The 26,397-nt window shown below is 59.7% G+C and carries 30 protein-coding genes; all 30 read right to left on the reverse strand.

The genetic code is table 11. The features are described 5' to 3' along the window. Nucleotides 1–11 precede the first annotated feature (11 nt). On the reverse strand, nucleotides 12–761 hold the full coding sequence (locus tag GOX63_RS09120; protein WP_170325661.1) for a biotin--[acetyl-CoA-carboxylase] ligase: 750 nt from the start codon (nucleotides 759–761) through the stop codon (nucleotides 12–14). Nucleotides 762–815: 54 nt separating this feature from the next. Beyond that, nucleotides 816–2,258 (reverse strand): NADH-quinone oxidoreductase subunit NuoN, encoded by a 1,443-nt coding sequence (gene nuoN / locus GOX63_RS09125; RefSeq protein ID WP_170325662.1) that lies wholly within the window; start codon nucleotides 2,256–2,258, stop codon nucleotides 816–818. Between the two features lie 15 nt (nucleotides 2,259–2,273). Beyond that, nucleotides 2,274–3,818, reverse strand: a complete 1,545-nt coding sequence (locus GOX63_RS09130; RefSeq protein ID WP_170325663.1) for an NADH-quinone oxidoreductase subunit M — start codon at nucleotides 3,816–3,818, stop codon at nucleotides 2,274–2,276. Next, nucleotides 3,818–6,016, reverse strand: coding sequence for an NADH-quinone oxidoreductase subunit L (gene nuoL / locus GOX63_RS09135; RefSeq protein ID WP_170325664.1), 2,199 nt, complete (start codon nucleotides 6,014–6,016; stop codon nucleotides 3,818–3,820). The genes GOX63_RS09130 and nuoL overlap by 1 nt, the downstream gene beginning before the upstream one ends. Nucleotides 6,017–6,022: 6 nt before the next feature. Beyond that, entirely contained in the window at nucleotides 6,023–6,328 is a 306-nt protein-coding gene (gene nuoK / locus GOX63_RS09140) for an NADH-quinone oxidoreductase subunit NuoK (RefSeq protein WP_005984024.1), read from the reverse strand. A 4-nt stretch (nucleotides 6,329–6,332) separates the two neighbouring features. After that, nucleotides 6,333–6,935 carry an NADH-quinone oxidoreductase subunit J gene (locus tag GOX63_RS09145; RefSeq protein ID WP_170325666.1) on the reverse strand — a complete coding sequence of 201 codons (603 nt, stop codon included), beginning with the start codon at nucleotides 6,933–6,935 and terminating at the stop codon, nucleotides 6,333–6,335. Further along, nucleotides 6,932–7,342: a carboxymuconolactone decarboxylase family protein gene (locus tag GOX63_RS09150; RefSeq protein WP_170545589.1), complete on the reverse strand. Its 411-nt coding sequence runs from the start codon at nucleotides 7,340–7,342 to the stop codon at nucleotides 6,932–6,934. Before GOX63_RS09150 ends, GOX63_RS09145 begins: the two co-directional genes overlap by 4 nt. Further along, nucleotides 7,339–7,599 (reverse strand): hypothetical protein, encoded by a 261-nt coding sequence (locus tag GOX63_RS09155; protein WP_170545592.1) that lies wholly within the window; start codon nucleotides 7,597–7,599, stop codon nucleotides 7,339–7,341. The genes GOX63_RS09150 and GOX63_RS09155 overlap by 4 nt, the downstream gene beginning before the upstream one ends. Further along, nucleotides 7,596–8,090 (reverse strand): NADH-quinone oxidoreductase subunit NuoI, encoded by a 495-nt coding sequence (gene nuoI / locus GOX63_RS09160; protein ID WP_170325668.1) that lies wholly within the window; start codon nucleotides 8,088–8,090, stop codon nucleotides 7,596–7,598. The genes GOX63_RS09155 and nuoI overlap by 4 nt, the downstream gene beginning before the upstream one ends. A 1-nt stretch (nucleotide 8,091) precedes the next feature. Next, nucleotides 8,092–9,129 carry an NADH-quinone oxidoreductase subunit NuoH gene (gene nuoH, locus GOX63_RS09165; protein ID WP_170325669.1) on the reverse strand — a complete coding sequence of 346 codons (1,038 nt, stop codon included), beginning with the start codon at nucleotides 9,127–9,129 and terminating at the stop codon, nucleotides 8,092–8,094. A gap of 204 nt (nucleotides 9,130–9,333) precedes the next feature. Then, on the reverse strand, nucleotides 9,334–11,355 hold the full coding sequence (gene nuoG / locus GOX63_RS09170; protein ID WP_170325670.1) for an NADH-quinone oxidoreductase subunit NuoG: 2,022 nt from the start codon (nucleotides 11,353–11,355) through the stop codon (nucleotides 9,334–9,336). A gap of 3 nt (nucleotides 11,356–11,358) precedes the next feature. Next, nucleotides 11,359–11,754, reverse strand: a complete 396-nt coding sequence (locus GOX63_RS09175; protein ID WP_437436608.1) for a DUF5333 domain-containing protein — start codon at nucleotides 11,752–11,754, stop codon at nucleotides 11,359–11,361. 107 nt (nucleotides 11,755–11,861) lie between these two features. Then, nucleotides 11,862–12,233, reverse strand: a complete 372-nt coding sequence (locus GOX63_RS09180; protein ID WP_254435916.1) for a hypothetical protein — start codon at nucleotides 12,231–12,233, stop codon at nucleotides 11,862–11,864. 23 nt (nucleotides 12,234–12,256) lie between these two features. Further along, on the reverse strand, nucleotides 12,257–12,673 hold the full coding sequence (locus tag GOX63_RS09185; RefSeq protein ID WP_170325671.1) for an MAPEG family protein: 417 nt from the start codon (nucleotides 12,671–12,673) through the stop codon (nucleotides 12,257–12,259). A gap of 5 nt (nucleotides 12,674–12,678) precedes the next feature. Beyond that, nucleotides 12,679–13,977 (reverse strand): NADH-quinone oxidoreductase subunit NuoF, encoded by a 1,299-nt coding sequence (gene nuoF / locus GOX63_RS09190; RefSeq protein WP_170325672.1) that lies wholly within the window; start codon nucleotides 13,975–13,977, stop codon nucleotides 12,679–12,681. A 12-nt stretch (nucleotides 13,978–13,989) separates the two neighbouring features. Further along, the gene (locus GOX63_RS09195; protein WP_170325673.1) at nucleotides 13,990–14,211 is read right to left on the reverse strand and encodes a DUF5337 domain-containing protein; all 222 of its coding nucleotides are present in this window, start codon (nucleotides 14,209–14,211) and stop codon (nucleotides 13,990–13,992) included. Between the two features lie 32 nt (nucleotides 14,212–14,243). Continuing rightward, the gene (nuoE, locus tag GOX63_RS09200; protein ID WP_170325674.1) at nucleotides 14,244–15,362 is read right to left on the reverse strand and encodes an NADH-quinone oxidoreductase subunit NuoE; all 1,119 of its coding nucleotides are present in this window, start codon (nucleotides 15,360–15,362) and stop codon (nucleotides 14,244–14,246) included. Next, nucleotides 15,362–16,585, reverse strand: a complete 1,224-nt coding sequence (locus GOX63_RS09205; protein WP_170325675.1) for an NADH-quinone oxidoreductase subunit D — start codon at nucleotides 16,583–16,585, stop codon at nucleotides 15,362–15,364. The genes nuoE and GOX63_RS09205 overlap by 1 nt, the downstream gene beginning before the upstream one ends. Next, nucleotides 16,585–16,710 (reverse strand): hypothetical protein, encoded by a 126-nt coding sequence (locus GOX63_RS23970; RefSeq protein WP_264187107.1) that lies wholly within the window; start codon nucleotides 16,708–16,710, stop codon nucleotides 16,585–16,587. The genes GOX63_RS09205 and GOX63_RS23970 overlap by 1 nt, the downstream gene beginning before the upstream one ends. Nucleotide 16,711: 1 nt before the next feature. Further along, nucleotides 16,712–16,888, reverse strand: a complete 177-nt coding sequence (locus GOX63_RS09210; protein WP_170325676.1) for a hypothetical protein — start codon at nucleotides 16,886–16,888, stop codon at nucleotides 16,712–16,714. Nucleotides 16,889–16,893: 5 nt separating this feature from the next. After that, nucleotides 16,894–17,493 carry an NADH-quinone oxidoreductase subunit C gene (locus tag GOX63_RS09215; protein WP_170325677.1) on the reverse strand — a complete coding sequence of 200 codons (600 nt, stop codon included), beginning with the start codon at nucleotides 17,491–17,493 and terminating at the stop codon, nucleotides 16,894–16,896. Nucleotides 17,494–17,504: 11 nt separating this feature from the next. Continuing rightward, on the reverse strand, nucleotides 17,505–18,038 hold the full coding sequence (locus tag GOX63_RS09220) for a NuoB/complex I 20 kDa subunit family protein (RefSeq protein ID WP_010442777.1): 534 nt from the start codon (nucleotides 18,036–18,038) through the stop codon (nucleotides 17,505–17,507). Next, on the reverse strand, nucleotides 18,029–18,394 hold the full coding sequence (locus GOX63_RS09225) for an NADH-quinone oxidoreductase subunit A (protein ID WP_170325678.1): 366 nt from the start codon (nucleotides 18,392–18,394) through the stop codon (nucleotides 18,029–18,031). The genes GOX63_RS09220 and GOX63_RS09225 overlap by 10 nt, the downstream gene beginning before the upstream one ends. A gap of 188 nt (nucleotides 18,395–18,582) precedes the next feature. After that, nucleotides 18,583–19,371, reverse strand: a complete 789-nt coding sequence (locus GOX63_RS09230; protein ID WP_170325679.1) for a crotonase/enoyl-CoA hydratase family protein — start codon at nucleotides 19,369–19,371, stop codon at nucleotides 18,583–18,585. 6 nt (nucleotides 19,372–19,377) lie between these two features. Further along, nucleotides 19,378–20,232, reverse strand: coding sequence for a hydroxymethylglutaryl-CoA lyase (locus GOX63_RS09235; RefSeq protein ID WP_170325680.1), 855 nt, complete (start codon nucleotides 20,230–20,232; stop codon nucleotides 19,378–19,380). A 72-nt stretch (nucleotides 20,233–20,304) separates the two neighbouring features. Then, nucleotides 20,305–22,233 carry an acetyl/propionyl/methylcrotonyl-CoA carboxylase subunit alpha gene (locus GOX63_RS09240; protein WP_170325681.1) on the reverse strand — a complete coding sequence of 643 codons (1,929 nt, stop codon included), beginning with the start codon at nucleotides 22,231–22,233 and terminating at the stop codon, nucleotides 20,305–20,307. Continuing rightward, nucleotides 22,226–22,681 (reverse strand): hypothetical protein, encoded by a 456-nt coding sequence (locus GOX63_RS09245; protein ID WP_170325682.1) that lies wholly within the window; start codon nucleotides 22,679–22,681, stop codon nucleotides 22,226–22,228. The genes GOX63_RS09240 and GOX63_RS09245 overlap by 8 nt, the downstream gene beginning before the upstream one ends. A gap of 7 nt (nucleotides 22,682–22,688) precedes the next feature. Beyond that, nucleotides 22,689–24,293, reverse strand: coding sequence for a carboxyl transferase domain-containing protein (locus GOX63_RS09250; protein WP_170325683.1), 1,605 nt, complete (start codon nucleotides 24,291–24,293; stop codon nucleotides 22,689–22,691). Further along, nucleotides 24,290–24,748 carry a hypothetical protein gene (locus GOX63_RS09255; protein ID WP_170325684.1) on the reverse strand — a complete coding sequence of 153 codons (459 nt, stop codon included), beginning with the start codon at nucleotides 24,746–24,748 and terminating at the stop codon, nucleotides 24,290–24,292. The genes GOX63_RS09250 and GOX63_RS09255 overlap by 4 nt, the downstream gene beginning before the upstream one ends. Further along, nucleotides 24,745–26,277 (reverse strand): AMP-binding protein, encoded by a 1,533-nt coding sequence (locus tag GOX63_RS09260; RefSeq protein ID WP_170325685.1) that lies wholly within the window; start codon nucleotides 26,275–26,277, stop codon nucleotides 24,745–24,747. The genes GOX63_RS09255 and GOX63_RS09260 overlap by 4 nt, the downstream gene beginning before the upstream one ends. Nucleotides 26,278–26,397: the final 120 nt, after the last annotated feature.

Raw genomic sequence — 26,397 nt, forward strand, 5'->3', positions numbered from 1 at the left:
CTGCGCCTCCTTCAGAAAAACACGTCCGCCGCCGGAATGCTGACGCGGCCCTTGGCGGTCTTTAAGACAAGGTTGCCGTTCGAGTCCACGGTTTCAAAGGTTCCCACCGTCTCGGAAGTTGAGGTCCGGGCAGTGATAACCTCGCCCAATTTGGCTGCCCGGGATAACCAGGCCGTTCGGATCGGTTCGAACCCGTAGGTGACAAATTGAGTTTCATACCTCGCGTACGCTGCAGCCAGTTCGGTTAGAAAATCCTCGGGGATGACTGCCGCACCGGTCTCCGACAGCAAAGACACTGGACGTACCGCGCTTTGTTCGACCGCATAGGCCGGGGGCGCCTCAGAAAGGTTCACACCGATCCCAATAGCCAGATGAGACAGCTCACGCCCCTGTCCAGTGCTTTCCAGCAGGATGCCAGCCAGCTTGCCGCCGTTCAGCAGAACGTCATTGGGCCATTTCAATGACAGCCCCGCCGCCCGGCCGGTGACCGCAACGCAGGCGTCAAACAGCGCCAGTGCTGCCACAAAGCTACGCAACGCGGCCTGTTCGGGATTGCCCTGCGGGCGCATCAACAGTGTCGCCGCCAGATTGCCCTTGGGGTTGGCCCAGGCGCGGCCTCGCCGGCCCCGCGCGGCAGTCTGATGATGCGCCATGATCCAGACCGGACCCGGCGCCGTTGGAGCAAGCCGAGCGGCCTCGTTCAGAGTGCTGTCGACCTCCTGCACAATGTGCAGCCCGTATCCTTGCGGCCAATCGGTCATGGCAAAAAGGCCCGGTCCGTTGACCGAGCCTCCTGCAATTGGATGTTAGGCAAATCAGTTGACAAGCGTTGCCGCCGCAGCCGCTGCCGCGCCTTCAATTCCGAACTGATAGAACACACCTACCAGCATCAGCGCAGCTGAGCCCATCAACGCAACCCACAGAACCGGAGTGGAGCGCGTTTCGATCGGGTCTTCGTTCTCTTCCCCGAAATACATGTAGAACACGATACGCAGGTAATAGAATGCACCGATCACGGACGCGATGGCCGAGACAATGACCAGCCCGGTCAGACCCGCACCGACACCAGCTTGCCAAACACCGAACTTGGCGAAGAAACCCAGCATCGGCGGCACACCGGCAAGGCTGAACATCAGGATCAGCACGGCCAGCGCCTTGCCAGGATCGCGCTTGGAGTACTGACGCAGCGAATCGATATCGGTGACGGGTTTGCCATCACGCTCCATCATCAGGATGAAGGCAAAAGTGCCGATGTTCATGGTCACATAGATCGCCAGATACATCAGCATCGCCTTGATGCCCAGTTCCGTACCGGCCGCCAGACCGATCAGCGCATAGCCCATATGGGCAATCGACGAGAACGCCATCAGACGTTTGATGTTACGCTGCCCAATCGCGGCAACTGCGCCCAGCAGCATCGACAGGACGGACAGCAGCACGATCACTTGCTGCCAGTCCTTGATTACTCCGCCAAAGGCGTCGTGCATCAAGCGGGCAAACAGCGCCATCGCCGCCACTTTCGGCGCGGTAGCAAAGAAGGCGGTGATCGGCGTGGGCGAGCCTTCGTACACGTCCGGCGTCCACATGTGGAACGGCACGGCCGAGACCTTGAACGCCAGCCCCGAGATCAGGAAGATCAGGCCGAACAGCAGGCCGACCGAAATGTCTCCGTGGTGTACGGTTTGGATGATACCCGAGAACAGAGTGGTTCCGGTAAAGCCATAGACCAACGACGCTCCGTACAGCAGCAGACCCGAGCTGAGCGCGCCCAATACGAAGTATTTCAGACCAGCTTCGGTCGATTTCGCGCTGTCACGGCGCAGGGCAGCCACGACGTAGAGCGACAGCGATTGCAGCTCAAGACCCATATACAGGGACATCAGGTCGCCCGCGCTGACCATCATCATCATGCCGACAGCAGCCAGAGCCACCAACAGAGGATATTCGAAGCGCAGTAGTCCGCGGCGCGACATGTAGTCCTGGCTCATCACCAGAACAGCAGCGGCGGACAGCAGGATCGCAACCTTGGCAAAGCGCGAGAACCCGTCGTCAATGAACATGCCGTTGAAGGCCACGTTGACGCCATCGCCATTGGTGGCAATCCAGATGGCCAGCAGCGCCATCAGGCCGGCCGTCGACCACACCAGGATCGGCGCCAGTGCGTCCTTCGCTGTGTAGACAGCCCCAATCAGAGCGGCCATCGCATATACGGCCAGAACAATCTCTGGCAGGATTATTGTCAGATCAGCCTGGATCATGTCTCCAAAGCCTCCTTAATGCGAAGCGGCCGTCTGGAGCGCGGCCTCAGCCGCGGCCAGAGCCGTGTCATAGTTCGAAATCAGTGCAGCGGTCGAGTTACCGATCACATCCGTTACCAGCGACGGGTAGACGCCCAGCAAAATGGTCATCACGATCAGCGGTGCGAAGATCAGCCGCTCACGCGAATTCATGTCGGTCATCGCCTTGAGGCTTTCCTTGATCAGATCGCCAAAGACGACCCGGCGGTACAGCCACAGCGCATAGGCCGCCGAGAAGATCACGCCGCTTGCAGCCACTGCGGTCACCCAGGTGTTGACCTGGAACGTGCCCATCAGGGTCAGGAATTCACCGATAAAGCCAGAAGTGCCCGGCAGGCCGACATTGGCCATGGTGAACAGCATGAAGACCAGAGCGTAGGCGGGCATCCGGATCACCAGACCTCCGTACGCGTCGATGTCGCGGGTATGCATCCGGTCATAGATCACGCCGACACACAGGAAGAGTGCCGCCGAGATGAAGCCGTGGCTGAGCATCTGGAAGATCGCGCCGTCGATCCCTTGCTGGTTCGCCGCAAATATACCCATGGTCACAAAGCCCATATGCGCAACCGAGGAATAGGCGATCAGCTTTTTCATATCCTCCTGCACCAACGCTACCAGCGAGGTGTAGACAACCGCGATGGCCGACATCCACAGCACCAGATCGGTCATCACCGCCGAACCCACAGGGAACATCGGCAGGCTGAACCGCAGGAACCCGTAGCCGCCCATCTTCAGCAGGATTGCCGCCAGCACGACCGAACCTGCCGTCGGCGCCTGAACGTGTGCGTCCGGCAACCAGGTGTGCACAGGCCACATTGGCATTTTCACCGCAAACGAGGCGAAGAAGGCCAGGAACATCAGCGTCTGCATCCCACCGACAATATAGAAGCCCAGCACGCTGAAGCCTTCGGACGAGAAATGGTGGCTCATCAGAGCCTCGATGTCCGTGGTGCCCGCATCCGCATACATGGCAACCATCGCCACCAGCATCAGCACTGAGCCAAGGAAGGTGTAGAGGAAGAACTTGAAGCTGGCGTAGATGCGATCCTTGCCACCCCAGATACCGATGATCAGGAACATCGGGATCAGACCTGCTTCGAAGAACAGGTAGAACAGAACCAAATCCAGCGCCATGAACACGCCCAACATCAGCGTTTCCAGCATCAGGAAGGCGATCATGTATTCCTTGACGCGGTCGGTGACCTGCCAACTGGCCAGAATGGTAAGCGGCATTATGAAGGTGGTCAGCAGCACGAACAGAACGCTGATGCCATCCACGCCCATCTTATATTTCAGGCCCAGCAGCCACTCACCCTCTTCCACCATTTGGAAGCCGGTGTTGGATGGGTCAAAGCCCGTGTAGATGCCGATCGAGACAAGGAAGGTCACCGTGGTCGCCACAAGTGCAACCCATTTCGCGTTGCGCTGCGCGGCCACGTCATCGCCATGCAGGAACAGGGCCAGAATGCCTGCCGCCACTGCGGGGATGAAGGTGACGATGGAGAGGATATTATCCATTATTGTGCGCCTCCGCCGATCGACATCCAGGTGACCAGGGCGGCGATGCCCAGAACCATCCAGAAGGCGTAAGTAAAGATGTAGCCCGTCTGCGCCTTGCCTGCGAGGCGGGTGAAGAAGGGAACAACGCCCATGGCGACACCGTTCAGGAAGCCGTCGATGGTGTTGCCATCGCCGCGTTTCCACAGGAACCGGCCAAGCGCCACGGTGGGTTTGACGAAGATCGCATCGTAGATTTCGTCAAAGTACCATTTGTTCAACAGGAACAGGTACAGAGGCCGCTGGTTCTGCGCCAGACGTCCCGGCAGGGACGGGTTCACGATATAGAACCAGTAGGCCATGACAAAACCCAGCACCATCGCAACGAATGGCGAAACCTTGACCCATTTCGGAGCCGCGTGTGCGTCGTCCAGAATATGGTTGTCCGGCGCGATATACAGGGCACCCTCGCCCGGCTTGCCCGCAAAGACATAATGGTGATCGCCACCATGGGCGGCCTCGTCGCCATGCGCCGCATCGTCACCGTGACCAGCGTCAGCGTGTTCAGCCTCGTCACCATGACCGTCATCCGCATGAGTATCCGTCGCGTGGTCATCCTCCGCATGGGCCGTATCAGCATGCGCATCCGTCTGGCCGTGATCGCCCGCCTCTGCGTGCTCGGACGCCTCGGCAACCGGAATGCCATAGAATTTGCCGACCTTGTCCGCGTGACCAAAGAAGTTGCCGTACCAGATCATGCCAGCAAAGACCGCACCCAGGGACAACACGCCCAAAGGCACCAGCATGGACATCGGGCTTTCATGCGCGTGATCATGTGTATGCTGATCACCACGCGGCTTGCCGTAGAAGGTCAGGAAGATCAGACGCCAGCTGTAGAACGAAGTGAACGCAGCCGCGATCACCAGCAGCCAGAAGCCATAGGCCGAGCCGCCTGCATAGGCGCTCTCGATGATGGCATCCTTGGACAGGAACCCGGCGAACCCGAATGTGGTCAGCGGAATGCCGACACCGGTGATGGCCAGCGTACCGATCATCATCGCCCAGAAGGTATATGGAATCTTTTTCCGCAGGCCGCCGTATTCGGTCATCTCCTGCTCGTGATGCATGGCGTGGATCACCGAACCGGCACCAAGGAACAGCAGCGCCTTGAAGAACGCGTGCGTGAACAGGTGGAACATCGCCGCCGAGTACATGCCCACACCCGCGGCCACGAACATGTAGCCCAGCTGCGAACAGGTCGAATAGGCGATGACGCGCTTGATGTCGGTCTGAACCAGACCCACTGTCGCGGCAAAGAACGCAGTCGACGCACCCAGCACGGTGATGAACCCGGTCGCGCCCGGCGCGAACTCCATCAGCGGCGACATACGACAGACCAGAAATACACCGGCGGTCACCATGGTCGCGGCGTGGATCAGCGCCGAAACGGGCGTCGGGCCTTCCATCGCATCCGGCAGCCAGGTGTGCAGGATCAGCTGCGCCGATTTACCCATCGCGCCGATGAACAGCAGGACGCAGATTACCTCGATGGCGGTCCACTCACCCCACAGGAAGTGCAGCTGCGTTTCCGCAAGCTCCGGGGCCGACGCGAAGATGTCAGAAAAGTTGATGCTGTCGGTCAGGAAGAACAGCGCGAAAATCCCCAGCGCAAAGCCAAAGTCACCAACCCGGTTCACCACGAAGGCCTTGATCGCAGCGGCATTGGCAGAGGGTTTACGATAGTAGAACCCAATCAGCAGGTAGGACGCGACGCCCACGCCTTCCCAGCCAAAGAACATCTGTACCAGGTTATCCGCTGTCACCAGCATCAGCATGGCGAAGGTGAAGAAGGACAGATAGGCAAAGAAACGCGGCTTATAGCTTTCGCCTTCACGCCATTGCGGGTCGTGATCCATGTAGCCGAAGGAATAGAGGTGCACGAGCGCCGAGACGGTCGTCACTACGATCAGCATGATCGCGGTCAGCCGGTCCAGACGTACCGCCCAGCTTGTCGACAGCGAGCCGCTCTCGATCCAGCGCATGACTTCGACCTGTTGCGTCACCCCGTCGAAGGTGAAGAACACGATCCATGACAGCAAACAGGCCAGAAACAACAGGCCCGTGGCGGTCCACATGGCAGCTTTCTCGCCAATGAAGCGCCAGCCAAACCCGCAGATCAGTGCGCCCACAAGCGGGGCAAAGAGGATGGTGGTTTCCATGTTCCCTTACCCCTTCATCATGTTGACGTCTTCAACCGCGATGGTGCCACGGTTGCGGAAGAAGCAGACCAGAATAGCCAGACCAATCGCAGCCTCGGCCGCCGCAACGGTCAGAACGAACAGTGTAAACACCTGCCCGACCAGATCGCCGAGGAAACTGGAAAACGCCACGAGGTTGATATTCACCGCCAACAGCATAAGTTCGATGCTCATCAGCAGGATGATGACGTTCTTGCGGTTCAGGAAGAGACCGAAGATGCCGATGACGAACAGCGTCGCCGCGACCGTAAGATAGTGTTCAAGTCCGATCATCGTCTCAAAGTCCCTGCCCCGGTTTCACATCCTTCAGCTCCATCGCCTCGGCCGGGTCGCGCATCATCTGGCCGACGATGTCCTGGCGCTTGATGTCCTTGCGATGGCGCAGGGTCAGCACGATTGCGCCAATCATCGCCACCAGCAGGATCAGGCCCGCCAGTTGGAACAGAAGGAAGTATTGATCATAAAGAATGACGCCGAGCGCCTCGGTGTTGTGGCGGTCCGCCGGAACCGGCTGTGCCAGATTGGCTGCCGCACCCTGCGCGCTGTCCCATGCGCCGAAGGCCATGACGAACTGCATCAGGATCACCAGACCGATCAGCAGGGCAAGTGGCATATAGCGCGCCATCTCCGCCTTGAGTTCGGCAAAGTCAACATCCAGCATCATCACGACGAACAGGAACAGAACCGCGACCGCGCCCACGTAGACGATGATCAGCAGCATCGCCACGAACTCGGCCCCCAGCAGCACGAACAGCCCCGCCGAGGACAGGAACGCCAGGATCAGCCACAGCACCGAGTGCACCGGCTGGCGGCTGATCACCGTGAACAGCCCGCCGGTGATGGCGCTGATGGCAAACAGATAGAAGGCAAAGACGGTCATTGATCCTCATCCTCGTTGTCGCCCATGACTTCTTGCGCCAAATCCAGCGCGCGGGTCATGGCCGGGATGCCGGCAAAGACCGACATCTGACCGATCGTTTCCACGATCTCTTGTTTCTTTGCGCCAGCTTCCAGCGCGTGACGCACGGTCTGACGAACAGCCGAGTCTGCCTGTGCGCCCTGACAGGTCAGACCGGCCAGCGTCAGCAGCAGGCGGGTTTTGGCATCCAGACCGTCTTTGTTGACGGTGTTGCCGAACATCATTTCCATGACCTCTTTGGGCATGGTCGGCCACAGCGCCTCGAACCCCTTGGGCGAGAAGTTTTCCATCGCCGGGTTCATCGCCTTGGCCATGTCCTGAGCCTGCTTCATCATCAGCTCGAACGGATTTGTCGGGCTGTCAGTCATCTCGGCCACCCCAAAGCAAACACAATGGCTGAAATGCCGAGCACTACCATTGACCAGCCCAACAACTGTTTCTCAAACTTGGAAATCGCAATGTAGGCAGTGGCAAACCAGCAAAAGCCGACGATGATCACCGCGGCTGGAGTAAACGCTTGGGTGAAAGTTGTCCCCGGAATAGCAAACCATTTGAAGGTCGCCGAAGCGACCAACGCGGCCAAAACCCATAGGATATTCCTGTTAAATGGAACTCGGTCAGTCATCGGTACGGCGCGTCCATTTCCAGATTGCGGGCGATCTCAGCTTCCCAGCGTTCGCCGTTATCGAGCAGCTTCTGCTTGTCGTAGAACAGCTCTTCGCGGGTCTCAGTGGCGAATTCGAAATTCGGGCCTTCGACGATAGCATCGACTGGGCAGGCCTCTTGGCAGAAACCGCAATAGATGCACTTGGTCATGTCGATGTCATAACGCGTGGTACGGCGGCTGCCGTCTTCGCGCGGTTCGGCGTCGATGGTGATGGCTTGCGCCGGGCAGACTGCCTCGCACAGTTTACAGGCGATGCAGCGTTCTTCGCCATTCGGGTAACGGCGCAGAGCGTGCTCACCGCGGAAACGCGGCGACAGCGGGCCCTTTTCGTGCGGATAGTTCACGGTGGCCTTGGGGGCGAAGAAATACTTCAGCCCCAGTTTCATGCCGACCCAGAAGTCCTGCAGCAGAAAATACTTGGCAGCGCGGGTATAGTCGATGTTTGCCATATCAGCCTCCTACGCTCCAACGCGCGAACGCGCCCCAGAACCAGTCGAATTTCGCCGCAAAGGCCACGAAGACCACCCACACCAGCGAGAACGGCAGGAATACTTTCCAGCCCAGCCGCATCAGCTGGTCATAGCGGTAGCGGGGCGTGATCGCCTTGACCATCGCGAAGATGAAGAAGAAGAACGCCATCTTGGCGACCATCCACAGCACGCCATCAGGCAGGCCCGGGATCGGCGACAGCCAACCGCCGAAGAACAGCAGCGAAGTCAGCGCGCACATCAGGAAGATGGCGATATATTCACCGGCCATGAACAGCAGGAAGGGCGTTGCCGAGTATTCGACCTGATAACCGGCAACCAGTTCCGACTCCGCTTCGGGCAAATCGAACGGCGGGCGGTTGGTCTCGGCCAGCGCCGAGATAAAGAACAGGAACACCATCGGGAAGTGCGGCAGCCAGTACCAGCTGAAGAAGCCAAACGAGCCGTCTTGCGCACGGACGATGTCACCAAAGTTCATCGACCCGGTCGAGATGATCACACCGATGATGATCAGACCGATCGAGACCTCATAGGAAATCATCTGCGCCGCAGACCGCAGCGAGCCGAGGAACGGGTACTTTGAGTTCGACGCCCAACCGCCCATGATCACGCCATAAACTTCCAACGAAGAAACGGCGAAGACATAGAGGATCGCGACGTTGATATCCGACAGCACCCATCCATCGTTGAACGGGATCACCGCCCAGGCGATCATTGCCAGAACGAAAGACGTCAACGGTGCGAGCATAAAGACCGTGCGGTCTGCACCGGCCGGGATAACGACCTCTTTGACCACATATTTCAGCGCATCCGCCACCGATTGCAGCAGGCCATAAACGCCAACCACGTTGGGTCCGCGGCGCATCTGAACAGCCGCCCAGATCTTGCGGTCGCCATAAACAAGGAACAACAGCGAGATCATCACAAAGGCAACGACAGCAAGCACTTGCGCCAGAATGATGATGGCTATTCCGCCTGGGGTGTTAAAGAAATCAGCCATTGGTCCTCACACCGTGGGTATTCCGTTTTCCGCGAGCGATGCAAAGGCCTTGTGCCTGCGCAAACTGCGGCTGGGTCGGCGCGTTGGTGTAAACAGCATCTGCCGCCATTACGCCACCCTTAATCTTGGGTTTCACACACAAATCAGGCGCGGCGTACTGCCACCCGGCAGTCGCGTTTGCCTGCGATATGAAACAGGTCTGGTTCATTCCGCTGCGATCTTCTCGGATTTGCGGGCCTGCGCCTGTGCCGAAAGCTCGGCCATCAGTTGCGAGGCGCGCGCAATTGGGTTGGTCAGGTAGAAATCTTTGACCGCATTGCGGAAGGTTGCCTTGCCCAGAGGGCCTGCCTCCAGCGCTTGAACCTCGTTCTGGGTCACCTCGTCGATGCGAGCCAGATGGGGAACCGCCTCAATCAGCGCGGTACGCAGTTGCGCCAGCGAGTCGAAGGGCAGCGTTGCGCCCAGTTGAGCGGACAAGGCCCGCAGAATGGCCCAGTTTTCCTTGGCCTCACCCGGTGCAAACCCGGCGCGCATCGCCAGTTGCGGGCGGCCTTCGGTGTTCACGAACAGACCGTTTTCTTCGGTGTAGGCCGCGCCCGGCAGGATCACGTCGGCGCGGTGTGCGCCCCGATCACCATGGCTGCCCTGATAGATCACAAAGGCACCGTCACCGATTTCGACCTCATCCGCGCCGAGGTTATAGATGACATCCGCGGCGCAGATCGCATCCATGCCGCCTTCGTTGGTGGCATCCACATCCATCGCGCCGACCCGCGAGGCCGCAGTGTGCAGAACAATCAAGCCACTTTCGGTATTGGTCGCAATGGCTTGCGCGGCAGCCAGAACGGCGGCACCATCAGCCTCTTGCAATGCGCCCTGCCCGATGATGATCAGCGAGCGCTTACCCTTGATCTCATCATCGCCGCCCATGTCGACGACCTTCTGCAGCGCTGCGCGGTCGTCACCCACGTGGTGATACTCATAGGTCAGATCCACCGCCGGACCGACCAGAGCAACCTCGGCCCCGTGCGCCCACGCCTTGCGGATACGGGCGTTCAGCACCGGCGCTTCGTCGCGCGGGTTGGTGCCGATCAGCAGAATACGCTCGGCACCGTCGATGTCTTCGATTGACGCGGTCCCGGCATAGGCCCCACGGTTCCCCGCAGGCAGCTTGGCGCCATCGGTACGACATTCCACAACACCGCCCTGCCCTTCGATCATCTGCTTCAGCGCAAAGATCGCCTCGACCGGGGCCAGATCACCCGCGATACCAGCAGGCTTCTCGGCACCTTTCAGCGCGTCGGCGGCTTTCGTCAGCGCCTCGGGCCATGTCGCCGGGCGCAGTTTGCCGTTTTCGCGGATGTAAGGCTTGTCCAGACGCTGACGACGCAGGCCGTCCCAGACAAAGCGGGTCTTGTCGCTGATCCATTCCTCGTTCACGCCGTCATGGTTGCGCGGCAGGAAGCGCATCACTTCGCGGCCCTTGGTATCCACGCGAATGTTCGAACCCAGAGCGTCCATCACGTCGATGCTCTCGGTCTTGGTCAGTTCCCACGGGCGCGCGGTAAAGGCGTAGGGCTTCGAGGTCAGCGCGCCAACCGGGCACAGGTCGATGATGTTGCCCTGCATGTTCGAATCGAGAGTCTGGTTCAGATACGAGGTGATCTCTGCATCCTCACCGCGCCCGGTCTGACCCATCTGGGTGATCCCGGCGACCTCGGTAGTAAAACGCACACACCGGGTGCAGCTGATGCAGCGGGTCATCGCGGTGCCAACGAGCGGCCCCAGATCCAGATCGTCCACCGCCCGCTTGGCTTCCTTGAAGCGCGAGCCTGACAGACCGTAAGCCATCGCCTGATCCTGCAGGTCACACTCGCCACCCTGGTCGCAGATCGGGCAGTCCAGCGGGTGGTTGATCAGCAGGAACTCCATCACCCCTTCACGGGCCTTCTTGACCATGGGCGAGTTCGTCTTGACCACCGGCGGCTGGCCTTCCGGTCCCGGTCGCAAGTCACGCACCTGCATCGCGCACGAGGCTGCGGGTTTCGGCGGGCCGCCTACGACCTCAACCAGACACATCCGGCAGTTCCCGGCGATCGACAGACGTTCGTGATAGCAGAAACGCGGCACTTCGACCCCGGCCTCTTCACAGGCCTGGATCAGGGTCATTGCACCATCGACTTCGATTTCCTGCCCGTCGATATTCACTTTGCGGAGGTCAGACATGGTCTAGTTCGCCCTCAAATACACGCCAATGGCGCTGTTTCTTTCGATTTCCTTCTGCCCCAACGTGCAGAAAGAGTTCGGATTTTCATACGTGACGCCGTGCTGAGACAGATACGCCTCACCCTTGGTGCGCATCCTGTCCTTTTCGGCATCCGATTCCACATACGCCCGGATTTCCTTGTCCGAGTAGCCCAGCTTGTTCGCCTTAGATCGCAGATCCCACATCACACCTATCGCCTTCAGACGGCGCCCGCTGATCGACGGGCAATACTCTGAAATTTCGTTTGCGATTGCGATGTAATAGAGTTCGTTGTCGATCTCTTTGACTTCGCGCAAGGGCGGTTTGGCTTCGGCAAGTGTCGGCAGGACCAATACCGAGATCAATGCGAGCGTTTTCATACCAGACATGACAACTCCTTTCGTCTTGGGAAACCCAAGACGAAGAGCACGCGGGGCGCTATGCAATAACACCCCCCGCTTCATGGCCTGATATGCAAAAACACGCATCATGGTCTCTGGCACGTTCCCGCAAATGTCAGTTTGTCGTCGCTGATGCGCAGGTTCTGCGGATCGGTATCCGGGCCGACCTTCCAAACGATTTTGGAAGAGCCGAAATACTTGATACAGAACTTGGTCCCCTCAAACCGACCGGCCTCGCGCGCGCCATCCAACGAGGCTGAGACATCGTTGACGACAACCGTAAAGTCAGCAGGTGACGCTTTTTTGTCGACGGGTTTCGCCTTGGCCCGGAACGCGTGACCGTCAAACAGAATCTGATCCGAGGACGGGGTAACAATCCCGCAGGCCGAAACCGCCGCCATCGCAACAATCGCACTCAGCATGAAGCTGTGGTTTTTAAGATGTCTTAGCCCCAACATTCGATGTTTCCCCAACCCCATCATCAGAATGCTGCGACCAGCGCCATGAGGCCCATGACAAACATGCAGGCCCAGCCAACGACATAAAGAACCGATCGCAACCCGCTGTGAGGTTTACCGATTCCGCGCATATGCACGACCAACATCAACAGACGCGCCAACAGCGCAACCGAAGCAAGCAGGTTTACCCAAAACGGGCTGACCCCCATCAGGATCGCAGCGACAGTGACCGTCAGATAGGCAGGAAGAGTCTCAGTACCGTTCAGGTAGGCCCGGTTCAGGCGATACGCCTTGTCGGAATAGTCCTGATCGGGCGTCGCCCCCGGCGCCAGTCCTTTACCCTGCTTGGCCAAGGCCGAAAACGGGGACAAGACCAGCACGACGAGGGTGAAGATCACCAACGATGCAACTGCATGCCCATATTCCGCGAAGACTTCCATCTGATTTACTCCGCCGCCATTGCGCCCATACGACCCGACTTCTGCGCCTTGATGCGATCTTCGATCTCTTCGCGGAAGTTGCGGATCAGGCCCTGGATCGGCCAGGCTGCCGCGTCACCAAGGGCGCAGATCGTGTGACCTTCGACCTGTTTGGTCACGTCGAACAGCATGTCGATCTCTTCCAGCTCGGCCTCGCCGCGCACCAGACGGTCCATGACGCGCATCATCCAGCCTGTGCCTTCGCGGCACGGCGTACACTGGCCGCAGCTTTCGTGTTTGTAGAACTTCGACAGACGCCAGATCGCTTTGATGATGTCGGTGGACTTGTCCATCACGATCACCGCAGCCGTTCCAAGCCCCGAGCCCAGATCGTTGCGCAGATAGTCGAAATCCATGATAGCGTCGCGCATGTTCTCACCACGCACACAAGGCACCGACGACCCACCCGGGATCACCGCCAGCAGATTGTCCCAGCCACCGCGAATGCCGCCGCAATGGGTCTCGATCAGGTCCTCGAAGGAAATCGACATTGCCTCTTCGACGACGCAGGGGTTGTTCACATGGCCCGAGATTGCAAACAGCTTGGTGCCTGCGTTGTTCTGGCGGCCAAAGCCCGCAAACCAGTCCGCGCCGCGGCGCAGGATGGTGGGTACAACGGCGATGGATTCCACGTTGTTCACCGTGGTCGGGCAACCATAGAGACCCGCACCCGCCGGGAACGGAGGCTTCATCCGCGGCATACCCTTCTTGCCCTCAAGGCTTTCGATCAGGGCGGTTTCCTCACCGCAGATATAGGCGCCTGCCCCGTGATGCAGGAACACATCGAAATCCCAACCCGAGCCTGCGGCGTTCTTGCCCAAAAGACCTGCGTCATAAGCTTCGTCAATTGCGGCCTGCAGCGCCTCACGCTCGCGGATATATTCGCCGCGCAGGTAGATGTAGCAGGTATGCGCATTCATTGCGAAGGACGCGATCAGGCAGCCCTCGATCAGTGTATGCGGATCATGGCGCATGATCTCACGGTCTTTGCAGGTGCCGGGTTCCGATTCATCGGCGTTCACCACCAGATAGGCCGGACGCCCGTCGCTTTCCTTGGGCATGAACGACCATTTCAGACCTGTCGGGAAGCCCGCGCCACCGCGACCGCGAAGACCCGAGTCCTTCATGGTCTGGATGATCCAGTCACGGCCCTTTTCGATCAGGCCAGCAGTGCCGTCCCAATGCCCCCGGGCCTGCGCGCCTTTAAGCGTGCGCTCATGCATCCCGTAGATGTTGGTAAAGATCCGGTCCTGATCCTTCAGCATCGTGTGTTACCTTCAGCTGTCCTGACGCATGCGCCAGAGTTGAAAAATGTTGACGCCCGCATAGATAAACCCTGCCAGAGCGGCGAGATCGAAAAACAACGCGTGGCGCGCCGTCAGTCCCAATGCGGGGCCTATGAACATGTTCATGGCAAGCCAGATCACCATCGTCACCGCGATGACAATGCCGATATGTCGGCCCTTTCGGGCTATGGCCTGTTCCTTGTCCTTGTCCATCTTACCCTGATGCCCCGGATGGGCACCGTCGTTTAGTCTTCGTAAGTGCCGTCTTCCTTGGCACGTTTGGCGAATTCGGTTTCCTCACCCGCCGCAAGTTTGGCCGCCTGGTCGATCCAGCCATCGCGTTCGATCCGGCCCTTGAATTTCAGGCGTGCATCCACCCAAGCCACCTGTTCCGGCGTCCAGGCTGCAATCTGGTCGTAGTGGTAGAAACCCAGCTCGTTCAGCGTTTCTTCCAGCTTTGGCCCCACACCTTTCAGCAGTTTGAGGTCATCCGCCTTACCGTCCCGCGCCGCGGTCAGCGTTTCGGGCTGGTCTTCCTTGACTTCCTCCGGTTCGGGCTTGGCTTTCGCCTCTTCTGCCTGCTTTACAGCCGACTTCGGCGTTTCAGGCGCTTTCGGAGGTTTCGCCGACGCCGACGCACCAGCCTGCTTGCCATCCTTGCCCAGCCAAGGGGTCAGGATCGGAACTTCGGTTCCGTCGATGCGCTTGACCGTGTCACGCAGATCCGTCGCCAATTCGACGCTTGCGTTGTACCGAGGTTTCCCGGCCTCGTACTCGGCCAGACTGCTCAGGCCCTTCAGCGGTTCCGCCGCATAGCGCCCGTTCTGCGGGCCCGGAGTCGGCACTTTGCCTGCCACAAGATCGTCGACGATCTTGCCAAAGCTCTCGGCCGTCAGATCCTCGTAATAATCCTTGCCGATCTGCGCCATCGGCGCATTGGTGCAGGAACCGAGGCATTCCACCTCTTCCCAGCTTAGCTTGCCATCGGCGGACAGCTCATGCGGCTTGGCCGCGATCTTTTCCTTGCAGACCGCGATCAGGTCTTCTGCCCCGCAGATCATGCAGGAGGTCGTGCCGCAAACCTGAATATGCGCAACTGAGCCAACCGGCTGCAGCTGGAACATGAAGTAGAAAGACGCTACCTCAAGCACGCGGATATAGGCCATGCCCAGCATATCAGCGACGGATTCAATCGCCGGGCGGCTCAGCCAGCCCTCTTGTTCCTGTGCACGCCACAGCAGCGGGATGACCGCACTGGCCTGACGACCTTCAGGGTATTTGGTGATCTGCGCTTCGGCCCACTGTTGGTTGGCAGCAGTAAAGGCAAAGCTTTCGGGTTGTTCGGGATGAAGACGGCGGAGCATTAGCGGTCAATCTCTCCAAATACGACGTCCATGGTGCCGATGATGGCGGCGACGTCGGCCAGTTGGTGCCCTCCGGCGACGTGATCCATGGCTTGCAGGTGCAGGAAGCCCGGCGCGCGTAGCTTGGCGCGGTAGGGTTTGTTGGTGCCGTCGGCGACCAGATAGACGCCGAACTCGCCCTTGGGGGCCTCGACGGCGGCGTAGACCTCGCCTGCGGGCACGTGGAAGCCTTCGGTATACAGCTTGAAGTGATGGATTAGGCTTTCCATCGAAGTCTTCATATCCGAGCGTTTCGGTGGGGTGATCTTGCCACGCGCCAGAACGTCACCCGGGCAGTCGCGCAGCTTGGCGATGGCCTGTCGGATGATCAGCAGCGACTGGCGCATCTCTTCCATGCGGACGAGGTAACGATCATAGCAGTCGCCGTTTTTGCCGACGGGGATTTGGAATTCGAACTCGTCGTAGCATTCATAGGGCTGCGCGCGGCGCAGGTCCCATGCCAGACCCGATCCACGCACCATCACGCCCGAGAAGCCGTATTTCTGGATGTCATCCTCGGTCACAACGCCAATGTCGGCGTTACGCTGTTTGAAGATGCGGTTTTCGGTCAGCAGGCCGTCGATATCGTCGAGAACGGCGGGAAACTCGTGGCTCCATGCCTCGATATCGTCCAGCAATTCCGGCGGCAGGTCCTGATGCACACCACCGGGACGGAAATAGGCCGCGTGCAGACGCGCACCACAGGCACGCTCATAGAACACCATCAGCTTTTCGCGTTCTTCAAAGCCCCAGAGCGGCGGGGTCAGAGCCCCCACGTCCATCGCCTGAGTGGTCACGTTCAGCAGGTGGTTCAGGATGCGGCCGATCTCGGAATACAACACCCGGATCAGCGAGCCCCGGCGCGGCACTTCCACACCGGTCAGCTTTTCGATGGCCAGACACCAGGCATGTTCCTGGTTCATCGGTGCCACATAGTCCAGACGGTCGAAATACGGCAGGTTCTGCAGATACGTCCGGCTTTCCATCAGCTTTTCGGTGCCACGGTGCAGCAAGCCGATATGCGGGTCGCAACGCTCGACAATTTCGCCGTCCAACTCAAGCACAAGGCGCAAAACTCCGTGCGCCGCAGGGTGTTGCGGGCCGAAGTTAATGTTGAAGTTGCGGATTTTCTGTTCTCCGCTCAGCGCGTCCGTGCTGCCGTCATCGTATCTTGAGCCGTCCATCAACGCCCTCGTTTTTTCTTTTTCGCCTCGGCCCGGACCCGGACCTTTTCGGCTTCGGCCGCTTTTGCAGCAGCCCCTGCAAGCAAGACGCCCAATGCGCCCAAAATGATCAGTTCACCCATCATGTCAGCGTCGCTCCATCTCTTGCAGCTTCATCGCCATCATCCACAGCAGGACAATCACGACCGGAGAGATGATGCATGCAAACGCCCAGTTCTTGTTGATCCCGAAATGCGGCAGCAGCTTGGTCATCGGTACGACCGTTGCAACCACCAGTACAATCCAGATCAGGAACTCAAACATGATGACTACTCCTGTTTTTCATCCCCCGGCAGAATGTAGTTCGCGCCTTCCCATGGGGACATGAAATCGAACTGACGGTATTCCTGCACCAGGCTGACCGGTTCGTAGACCACGCGCTTTTGCGCCTCGTCATACCGAACCTCGGTATAGCCGGTGGTCGGGAAATCCTTGCGCAGCGGATGGCCGCGGAAACCATAGTCCGTCAGGATGCGCCGCAAGTCCGGGTGACCTGAGAACAGGATGCCGAACATGTCGAACACCTCACGCTCGAACCAGTTGGCCGAGGGGTGAACATCCACGATCGAGGGCACCATGTCTTCCTCGCGGATCGACACCCGCAGGCGGATACGCTGGTTCTGGTACATCGACAGGAAGTGGTACACCACGTCGAACCGCTTGGCGCGTTCGGGGTAGTCGACACCGGTGATATCCACCAGAGTCGAGAACTTGCAGTTCTGGTCGGACCGCAGGAATTCAACAAATTCCACGATATTCGACGGGGCAACATCGACGTTCAGCTCACCGTGGGTCACGTCCCAGGACAGAACGCAATCCGCCCGTTTCAGTTCCAGCTGGGCGCCGAGTTCCTTGAGTGCTTCGCTCATCTGCCCTCTCCTCAGCGTACGATGGTGCCGGTGCGGCGGATTTTGCGTTGCAACTGCATCAGACCGTACAACAACGCTTCAGCCGTCGGAGGGCAACCGGGCACGTAGATGTCGACCGGAACAACCCGGTCACAACCACGCACAACGGAATAAGAATAGTGGTAATAGCCACCGCCATTCGCGCAGGACCCCATCGAGATCACATAGCGCGGCTCGGGCATCTGGTCATAGACCTTGCGCAGCGCCGGGGCCATCTTGTTGGTCAGGGTGCCGGCCACGATCATCACGTCCGACTGACGCGGAGAGGCGCGCGGCGCGATGCCAAACCGTTCCGCATCATAACGCGGCATCGAGGTGTGCATCATCTCAACCGCGCAGCAGGCCAGACCGAATGTCATCCAGTGCAGCGAGCCGGTGCGCGCCCAGTTTATGATGTCCTCGGTCGAGGTCAGCAGAAACCCTTTGTCCTGCAGCTCGGCATTCAGGGCCTGGGTCGCGACTTCTTTATCGACGCCAGCGGTGTTTGCACCCGTCATCACTCCCATTCCAGGGCCCCTTTCTTCCATTCATAGGCAAAGCCGATGGTCAGCACAGCCAGGAATACCATCATGGACCAGAAGCCCACATCGCTGATGTCCTTGAAGCCCACGGCCCACGGGAACAGGAAGGCGATTTCCAGATCGAAGATGATGAAGAGAATCGATACCAGATAGAATCGGACGTCGAATTTCATCCGCGCATCGTCGAAGGCGTTGAAACCGCACTCATATGCGCTGACCTTTTCAGGGTCGGGATTGCGGACGGCCAGTACTACAGCGGCAAGAATCAGTACGATTCCAAGGCCCACGGCGACGGCCAGAAACACCAGAATCGGGAGGTACTCCCGCAGCAGGTCTTCCACGAATAGCTCCTTTCCTGCGCATACCCCCCAGGGACGCGCCGTCAATTGGCGTGTTGACTGGACATTCTCTATCCGCGCCGGGTCAGAGGGTCAACCGAACACAAACGCGCAGGGGCTTAATATTCCACTTGCTTCCACTATTGGAAAATCTGGCATTTGAGCGAATCTGTTTTCACTCTGAAAACGCGCTAAACCTGAGTATTCCATGCAGGTTTTCGTTTATCGAAGAAGGCGCTGATGCCTTCGCGCGCCTCGTCGGTTTCCCACCGTTCGACCAGCGATTGGATCGTCCGATCAATCACGGCATCGTCAATACGCGGACCCAGCGCCTGCACCAGGTTCTTGGCCGAAGCCACGGCTCCCGGCGCGCAGGAGAGGTAGGGCAGGACTTCGGCCTCGACCGCATCCTGCAGATCCGCCGCCGGGACAGCTTTGGCCAACAGGCCAAGGTCCACGGCTTCCGAAGCATCGAACACCCGGGCCGACATGAACACGCGCCGGGCGTGGGCCGCGCCCATGCGGGCGATGACATAGGGGCCGATGGTTGCCGGGATCAAGCCCAACCGGGTTTCGGTCAGCGCCATCTTTATCCCGTCCACGCCCACGGCCATATCGCAAACCGCAGCCAGTCCGATACCACCACCAAAAGCATTGCCCTGAAGCGCCCCGATCAGAGGTTTGGGCATCGTATTCAGCGCCTGCAGCATCTCGGCCAGTTTGCGTGCCTCGGCGAACCGGGTTTCGGGGTCGGCGGCCATCTGCGCTTGCATCCAGCCCAAATCCCCACCAGCACAAAAGCTCTTCCCTGCGCCGGTCAGAACCACGACCCGAACCGTGTCGTCCGCCCCCAACTGCGCCGCCGCTTGCGTCAGCTCGGAAATCATCTGCGCCGACATTGCGTTGTGCTTTTCCGGACGGTCGAGCGTCAGAGTCGCCATACCGCGCGCGTCCTGCGTGACCGAGATCGTTTCAAACATCGCCCTTTACTCCGCTCGCATAGCTCGGGCCACCTGGGCAGCCTCTTCGACAACTGCCTGATCAATCCCGGTCTGATATCCAAGCCGCTCCAGATGCGCGACAACAGCCTCGGTCGCGACGTTGCCAGAGGCACCCGGCGCATAGGGGCACCCGCCCAGCCCACCGACGGCCGAGTCGAAGGTCCGGACGCCCAGCGCCAGCGCGGCGTCGATATTGTCGATGGCGCGGCCATTGGTGTCATGGAAATGGCCCGCCAACCGGGTGACCGGCACCCGCTCGCGAACGGCCAGCAGCATATGGGCGATTGTATCCGGCGTCCCCTGCCCGATCGTGTCGCCCAGCGAGACCTCATAGCAACCCAATGCGAACAGACGATCCGCAACTTCTGCAACTTTCTCTGGCGGAGTTGGCCCGTCATAGGGGCAATCAGTCACGCAAGAGACATACCCACGCACCGGCAGATCAATGTGGCGGGCGGCCTCGAGGATCGGAGTGAACCGTTCGATGGATTCCTCAATCGTGGCGTTGATATTGGCCTTCGAAAACCCCTCGGACGCCGAGGCAAACACCGCGATCTCATCCGCCTTGGCCGCCAGGGCGTCCTCGTAGCCACGCATGTTCGGTGTCAGCGCGGCAAAGCGCACCCCGTCCGCCCGCTTGATCCCGGCCAACACCTCTGCGCTGCCCGCCATTTGCGGCACCCATTTGGGCGAGACGAAACTGGCCACTTCGATCCGGTTGAAACCGGCGCGACTGAGGCAGTCGATCAGGGCTACCTTTTCAGCCACAGAGATTTCACGCTGTTCGTTTTGCAGGCCATCGCGTGGTCCTACCTCGAAAATCTCGACCCGCTCATCCATTACGGCGTTCCTTCCGGTTTCGTTTCCAACATGTTGACCCGACTGTGCCACGCGATGCGGCGCAGGAACAGGCTACTCCTCTTCCAACCGAACCAAGGCGGCTCCGGCTTCGACCTGTGCGCCATCCTCGGCCAGTACCTCGGCTACGATTCCATCGCGGGCAGCCAGCAGCGAATGCTCCATCTTCATAGCCTCCAGAATGGCCAGCCGATCCCCCTCTTTCACCGCCTGCCCGACCGAGGCAAACACGGCCTTCACCAGTCCGGGCATGGGGGCCTCGATCACATTGGTATCACCGGCAGCGCTGGTGTCACGGTCCAGCGGGTCAAAGATCTCGAACGCACGACCATAGTTTTCAAAAACGGTGATCCGTGACCCCGACACAGCAACACGCGGCATGGGCGCTCCTCCGACAGACCACCCTCGACCGCTATGTTCCGCGATGAGGGTCTCCTCACCGACCTGCCAGACCTGCCGGTTTGGACCTTCAACCTGCACATCCAGATCGACCAACTCGTCAGCCATCAACTGAACCGCACGATGCAACGGTGCCCAAAGAGAGAACCCGGCCTCACCAGAACTCTCCGCCAATCCCAGCGCCGTCATCGCAGCAGCCACGCATGTCGCGGCAGAGACCGGGGTGTCCCGTATCAACGTCTCCAAATCCCGACCGATCAGGCCGGTATCCACGTCACCCATAGCAAACCCCTGATGCCGTGTGAGCGCACCCAGAAAGGCCAGGTTGGTAACGGTGCCCGCCACTTCGGTCTGCTGCAGGGCACGATGAAGTTGCTCCAACGCGACCGCGCGGGTTGGGCCGTGGACAATGACCTTTGCGATCATCGGGTCATACCACGGGCTGATCGTATCCCCGGCTCGCACGCCACTGTCGGCGCGACAGGCAGTCGGGAATTGCAAATGCGTCAGGGTGCCGGTTGCAGGAAGGAACCCTTTGGGCACATCCTCGGCATAAAGCCGGGCTTCGAACGCGTGACCATTGATCGACAAGTCGTCCTGCTGCTTAGGCAACGTCTCACCCGAGGCGACACGCAATTGCCATTCGACCAGATCCACACCGGTGATTGCTTCGGTGACCGGATGTTCGACCTGCAGGCGCGTGTTCATCTCCATGAACCAGAACCGATCCGGGCGCAGCCCCTCCGAGGCATCGACGATGAATTCAACCGTCCCAGCCCCTTTGTACCCAATCGCCTCAGCCGCACGCACGCCCGCCTGTCCCATCGCTTCGCGCATCTCAGCCGTCATGCCGGGGGCCGGAGCCTCTTCGATCACTTTCTGGTGCCGCCGTTGCAGTGAGCAGTCGCGTTCAAACAGATGCACGGCGTGGGTGCCGTCGCCGAACACCTGCACTTCGATATGGCGGGGTTTGGCGACGAATTTCTCGACCAACACGGCGTCATTGCCAAAGGCAGTGCGGGCCTCGCCGCGTGCGCTGTCCAATGCCGAGGCGAAATCCTCGGGCCGTTCGACCAGCCGCATACCTTTGCCGCCACCACCAGCCACGGCCTTGATTAGCACCGGATAGCCGATGGTATCCGCAGCCCCTGCCAGATGCTCGGGGTCTTGATTGTCCCCATGATAACCGGGAACCACGGGCACGCCCGCCTGCTCCATCACCACCTTGGCCGCATCCTTGAGACCCATCTGGCGGATCGCATCCGCCGAGGGGCCGATAAAGGTCAGACCCGCGGCTTCGACCGCATCCACGAATTCGGGGTTTTCGGAAAGAAAGCCATACCCCGGATGGATCGCTTGCGCGTCCGTCTCCAGCGCGGCCTGAATGATCACATCGCCCTTCAGGTAACTCTCCGCCGGAGCAGCCCCCCCGATATGCACGGCCTCATCCGCCATCTGCACATGCTTGGCCGAGGCATCCGCGTCCGAATAGACCGCGACACAGGACACCCCCATTCTCTGGGCGGTTTCCATCACGCGGCAGGCGATCTCACCCCTGTTGGCAATCAGGATTTTGTTAAACATGGCAAATCGTCCCCTTGAAGGTCAAACCAGACGAACATTCGGTGCTTAGGCTCCAAGACAACGCAGTGCACTCGAAAGCTTCATCGCGGAAATAGAACAGAAAGTTACTGGCGGAATCGGCCCCGGCCGAAACTGAATTCCAAGGTGTCGTGTCTCCACCTTCCAGAAAATCGCCATCCACTTCGTAAAATTCTCCCCAAGCTGGGGCCAACTTGCTGAAGCGGCACTGCCCACCGTACCACCCATGATCATTGATCAATGTGAAGCGAAACCTCTGGCACCCAACGAACCTCATAAACAGGTGACCTTGCGCCAAATGTGATGGGTTCAACCACTCGTTTGGGCGAAAACGCAGCCAAAGGTCATCGCCTTCCTGCGCCGTGGCAGGCATTGGCGCATTTGGATCGGCGTTCCAATCCTCATTCAGTTTGGTGAAATGCGTATCCATTGGGCGATCACATCCTGAACACGCCGAAACGTGTCTCCTCAATCGGGGCGTTCAGCGCGGCGTTCAGCGACAGTGCCAGCACATCGCGGCTTTTGCGTGGGTCGATGATGCCGTCATCCCAAAGGCGGGCCGAGGCATAAAGCGGGTGCGATTGCTCCTCGAACATCTCAAGCGTCGGGCGCTTGAACTCGGCCTCTTCCTCGTCCGACCAAGTACCGCCCTGCCGTTCGATCCCGTCGCGCTTGACGGTGGCCAGAACTCCGGCGGCCTGCTCACCGCCCATTACCGAAATGCGCGAGTTCGGCCAGGTCCACAGGAAGCGCGGCTGGTAGGCGCGACCGGCCATGCCATAGTTGCCAGCCCCGAAAGAACCGCCGACCAGCATCGTAACCTTCGGCACGTTCGTCGTAGCCACCGCCGTTACCATCTTGGCGCCATGCCGCGCGATGCCCTCGTTTTCGTATTTGCGGCCCACCATGAACCCGGTGATGTTCTGCAGGAAGACCAGCGGGATGCGGCGCTGAGAACACAGCTCGACGAAATGCGCACCCTTTTGCGCAGACTCGGAAAACAGCACCCCGTTATTGGCGATGATCCCGACCGGACAGCCTTTAACATGGGCAAAGCCGGTCACCAGAGTCTCACCGAACCGAGGCTTGAACTCATCAAACCGGGACCCATCGACCAGCCGCGCGATCACTTCGCGGATATCATAAGGTGTGCGCAGATCGGCGGGCACGACACCGAGGATTTCTTCGGGATCGTAAGCGGGGTCCTCGGGGTTGGCCCAATCCACGGTCTGCGGCTTGCGCAGGTTCAGCGACCCGACGGCGCGGCGGGCTAAGGCCAGCGCGTGGGCATCATCTTCAGCCAGGTAATCCGCCACGCCGGACAGGCGGGTGTGGACGTCGCCACCGCCCAAGTCCTCGGCACTGACAACCTCTCCGGTCGCGGCCTTGACCAGCGGCGGGCCGGCCAGAAAGATCGTGCCCTGTTCCTTCACAATAATGGTCACATCGGACATTGCAGGCACATAAGCCCCGCCCGCCGTACAGGACCCCATCACCACGGCGATCTGAGCGATCCCCTTCGCACTCATCCGCGCCTGATTATAGAAGATGCGGCCAAAGTGGTCGCGGTCGGGGAAGACCTCATCCTGATTGGGCAGGTTCGCACCGCCGCTGTCGACCAGATAGACGCAGGGCAGATGGTTTTCTTCGGCAATCTCCTGCGCGCGGAGGTGTTTCTTGACGGTCATCGGATAGTATGTGCCGCCCTTCACGGTGGCATCGTTGCAGACCACCATAACCTCACGCCCCTGCACCCGGCCAATGCCTGCGATGACCCCGGCACAAGGCGCAGCGTCGCCATACATTCCATGCGCCGCTGTCGCTCCGACTTCCAAAAACGGAGACCCCGGGTCCAACAGGTTCGCCACCCGCCGACGCGGCAGCATCTTGCCCCGCGATTCATGCCGCGCGCGAGATTTCTCACCGCCCCCCATGCGGGCCGCTTCGGCAGCGGCTGAGATTTGGGCCAGCGCGTCGAGATGCGCCGCGCGGTTCGCTTTGAAGCCCTCGGAGGCGGGCATGGCTTTGGATGTGAGTTTCATTGTTGTTCGCCTTCTAGTTCAGCCAACCAGGCCGTTAGCGATGAAGCGGCTAAGTACTTCTGAATTGCCACATGCGCAGAGCAGTACTCTTTGCTTGAGTAATCTTTGCACTCAACACTCGTGTTAATTTCGCGAAGCGTTTCAAGTCGGGAGATATAGAATTCCGCCTGCGGACTCTCGGCTTCTATCGTATTGGGAAGCCCAGAAAGTAGATTGCTACCAAGATCTCCGTATTTGGTTTCGAGATTGAGAAAGCACACACGCTGGTCTTGGGCAAACTCGCAATAGGTTAGTATCACCGCCAAACATTCTTCCCGTTCGCTCAACCAATTCAGCTGACCCTCAGAGTTATCAACACACCTTTCTACCCAACCACTTGGATCAGGATCATCAGCGTGGGCTGTGGACGCGAGCGCAAAAATCGCCATTAAAATAGCGAACAATAGTCGGTTCAATTTTGAGCCCTCACTTCCTCTGCCGCCCGCGCCTTCAATTCCTTGCGGATCACCTTCCCTGTCACCGTCATCGGCAGCTCCTCCAGAAACGCCACCTCGCGCGGATAGGAATACTGCGCCAAACGGTCCTTGACCCAGTCCTGCAACTCCGCGCCTGACGCCTCCGCCCCCGGTTTCAACACCACATAGGCCTTGACGATCTCGGTCCGCAGCGGGTCAGGTTTACCGACCACGCCGACCGTCGCCACTGCAGGGTGGGTCAGCAGGCAATCCTCGATCTCTGCCGGGCCAATGCGGTAGCCGGCCGAGGTAATCACGTCGTCATCGCGGCCGACGAAGCGCAGATAGTCGGCCTCCCACACGCCGCGGTCGCCGGTGATCAGCCAATCGCCACGGAACTTTTCAGCGGTCGCATCGGGGCGGTTCCAGTATTCCAGCAGCATCGAGGCCGAGCCGCGCCGGATGGCCACGTCGCCCTCCTCGCTGGTCGGGTTGCCGCTTTCGTCGATCACCGCGACCTCATGCCCCGGCACCGGCTTGCCAATACAGCCGGGACGCACCGGGAAATCCTCGGCGCAGGAGGACACGACCATGTTGCATTCGGTCTGGCCGTAGAATTCGTTGATCGTCAGACCGAACGCCTTTTGCCCCCAGGCCAGCATCTCAGCGCCCAATGGCTCACCACCTGACGCAACCGAACGCAGGCCAGGGATGCTCTGATCCGCTGCCTTCAGCATCCGCAGAGCCGTAGGCGGGAAGAACACGTTGCGCACACCGCCGCGCGCGATCACATCGGCGCAGGCTTCGGGGGTGAACTTATCAAGCCGCGCCGCGACCACCGGAATGCCTAGCGCCAAACCGGGCATCAACACGTCGAACAAACCTCCGATCCAGGCCCAATCAGCGGGCGTCCACAGGCAGTCGCCCTCACGCAGGTGGTTGTGGCTGATCGACACGCCCGGCAGGTGACCGGTCAGAACCCGATGCCCGTGCAAGGCCCCCTTGGGGCTGCCGGTGGTGCCCGAGGTATAGATCAACACCGCCGGGTCCTCGGGGCCGGTTTCGGCAAAAAGCAGCGGTTCGTCGGACGGCGCGATCTGATCAACCCGGATCGGCTGCGCCAAATCGCCGAGCAATGCGGCACCGTCACCATCCGTCAGCACCACCTTCGCCCCAGCGTCGCCCACCCGAGAGGCCAGAGCGTCATGTTTGAACAGCTTGAACAGCGGCACCGAAATCGCGCCGAGTTTCCAGATCGCCAGATGGGCCGCCGCACACCACGGCGACTGACTGAGCAGCACGCCGACGCGATCGCCAGGCTGCACCTGTTTCTGCAACGTCCGCGCGATCCCATCGGTCATACGTCCAAGCTGGCCATACGTGACGATGTCCCGCGCCCCTGCTGTCAGATCAATGATGGCGATACTGTCACTGGGATGGGTCAGGCACTGCCGCGCCATGTTGAGCCGATCCGGAATGTCCCAGCCCCCCGCTTCCCGCATACCCGGTATGACACTAATGGGATGCATGCTCGAAAACCCTTGTTTTCATGACATTTTCAGACCGGGTACCCGCCTCGGATCCTACCGGAATTTGATGCAGATCAGAGTTTACCTTGCCCCTGCTCGGCAAAACCAACCCATCAACAA

It is taken from the genome of Ruegeria arenilitoris, from assembly GCF_013031355.1.
In the GTDB taxonomy this organism is placed as follows: domain Bacteria; phylum Pseudomonadota; class Alphaproteobacteria; order Rhodobacterales; family Rhodobacteraceae; genus Ruegeria; species Ruegeria arenilitoris_C.

Excerpts from the sequence above, each read along its gene's own strand:
- nuoK (WP_005984024.1), bottom strand. The coding sequence starts at position 6,328 with ATGATCGGACTTGAACACTATCTTACGGTCGCGGCGACGCTGTTCGTC.
- GOX63_RS09260 (WP_170325685.1), bottom strand. The coding sequence starts at position 26,277 with ATGCATCCCATTAGTGTCATACCGGGTATGCGGGAAGCGGGGGGCTGG.
- GOX63_RS09195 (WP_170325673.1), bottom strand. The coding sequence starts at position 14,211 with ATGGACAAGGACAAGGAACAGGCCATAGCCCGAAAGGGCCGACATATC.
- GOX63_RS09215 (WP_170325677.1), bottom strand. The coding sequence starts at position 17,493 with ATGAGCGAAGCACTCAAGGAACTCGGCGCCCAGCTGGAACTGAAACGG.
- nuoH (WP_170325669.1), bottom strand. The coding sequence starts at position 9,129 with ATGGCTGATTTCTTTAACACCCCAGGCGGAATAGCCATCATCATTCTG.
- GOX63_RS23970 (WP_264187107.1), bottom strand. The coding sequence starts at position 16,710 with ATGATGGGTGAACTGATCATTTTGGGCGCATTGGGCGTCTTGCTTGCA.
- nuoL (WP_170325664.1), bottom strand. The coding sequence starts at position 6,016 with ATGGAAACCACCATCCTCTTTGCCCCGCTTGTGGGCGCACTGATCTGC.
- nuoN (WP_170325662.1), bottom strand. The coding sequence starts at position 2,258 with ATGATCCAGGCTGATCTGACAATAATCCTGCCAGAGATTGTTCTGGCC.
- GOX63_RS09155 (WP_170545592.1), bottom strand. The coding sequence starts at position 7,599 with ATGACTGACCGAGTTCCATTTAACAGGAATATCCTATGGGTTTTGGCC.
- GOX63_RS09210 (WP_170325676.1), bottom strand. The coding sequence starts at position 16,888 with ATGTTTGAGTTCCTGATCTGGATTGTACTGGTGGTTGCAACGGTCGTA.
- GOX63_RS09185 (WP_170325671.1), bottom strand. The coding sequence starts at position 12,673 with ATGGAAGTCTTCGCGGAATATGGGCATGCAGTTGCATCGTTGGTGATC.
- GOX63_RS09220 (WP_010442777.1), bottom strand. The coding sequence starts at position 18,038 with ATGGGAGTGATGACGGGTGCAAACACCGCTGGCGTCGATAAAGAAGTC.
- GOX63_RS09180 (WP_254435916.1), bottom strand. The coding sequence starts at position 12,233 with ATGTTGGGGCTAAGACATCTTAAAAACCACAGCTTCATGCTGAGTGCG.
- GOX63_RS09175 (WP_437436608.1), bottom strand. The coding sequence starts at position 11,754 with ATGAAAACGCTCGCATTGATCTCGGTATTGGTCCTGCCGACACTTGCC.
- GOX63_RS09205 (WP_170325675.1), bottom strand. The coding sequence starts at position 16,585 with ATGGACGGCTCAAGATACGATGACGGCAGCACGGACGCGCTGAGCGGA.
- GOX63_RS09150 (WP_170545589.1), bottom strand. The coding sequence starts at position 7,342 with ATGACTGACAGCCCGACAAATCCGTTCGAGCTGATGATGAAGCAGGCT.
- nuoE (WP_170325674.1), bottom strand. The coding sequence starts at position 15,362 with ATGCTCCGCCGTCTTCATCCCGAACAACCCGAAAGCTTTGCCTTTACT.
- GOX63_RS09130 (WP_170325663.1), bottom strand. The coding sequence starts at position 3,818 with ATGGATAATATCCTCTCCATCGTCACCTTCATCCCCGCAGTGGCGGCA.
- nuoG (WP_170325670.1), bottom strand. The coding sequence starts at position 11,355 with ATGTCTGACCTCCGCAAAGTGAATATCGACGGGCAGGAAATCGAAGTC.
- GOX63_RS09120 (WP_170325661.1), bottom strand. The coding sequence starts at position 761 with ATGACCGATTGGCCGCAAGGATACGGGCTGCACATTGTGCAGGAGGTC.
- nuoF (WP_170325672.1), bottom strand. The coding sequence starts at position 13,977 with ATGCTGAAGGATCAGGACCGGATCTTTACCAACATCTACGGGATGCAT.
- nuoI (WP_170325668.1), bottom strand. The coding sequence starts at position 8,090 with ATGGCAAACATCGACTATACCCGCGCTGCCAAGTATTTTCTGCTGCAG.
- GOX63_RS09240 (WP_170325681.1), bottom strand. The coding sequence starts at position 22,233 with ATGTTTAACAAAATCCTGATTGCCAACAGGGGTGAGATCGCCTGCCGC.
- GOX63_RS09235 (WP_170325680.1), bottom strand. The coding sequence starts at position 20,232 with ATGGATGAGCGGGTCGAGATTTTCGAGGTAGGACCACGCGATGGCCTG.
- GOX63_RS09250 (WP_170325683.1), bottom strand. The coding sequence starts at position 24,293 with ATGAAACTCACATCCAAAGCCATGCCCGCCTCCGAGGGCTTCAAAGCG.
- GOX63_RS09230 (WP_170325679.1), bottom strand. The coding sequence starts at position 19,371 with ATGTTTGAAACGATCTCGGTCACGCAGGACGCGCGCGGTATGGCGACT.
- GOX63_RS09245 (WP_170325682.1), bottom strand. The coding sequence starts at position 22,681 with ATGGATACGCATTTCACCAAACTGAATGAGGATTGGAACGCCGATCCA.
- GOX63_RS09145 (WP_170325666.1), bottom strand. The coding sequence starts at position 6,935 with ATGACCGTCTTTGCCTTCTATCTGTTTGCCATCAGCGCCATCACCGGC.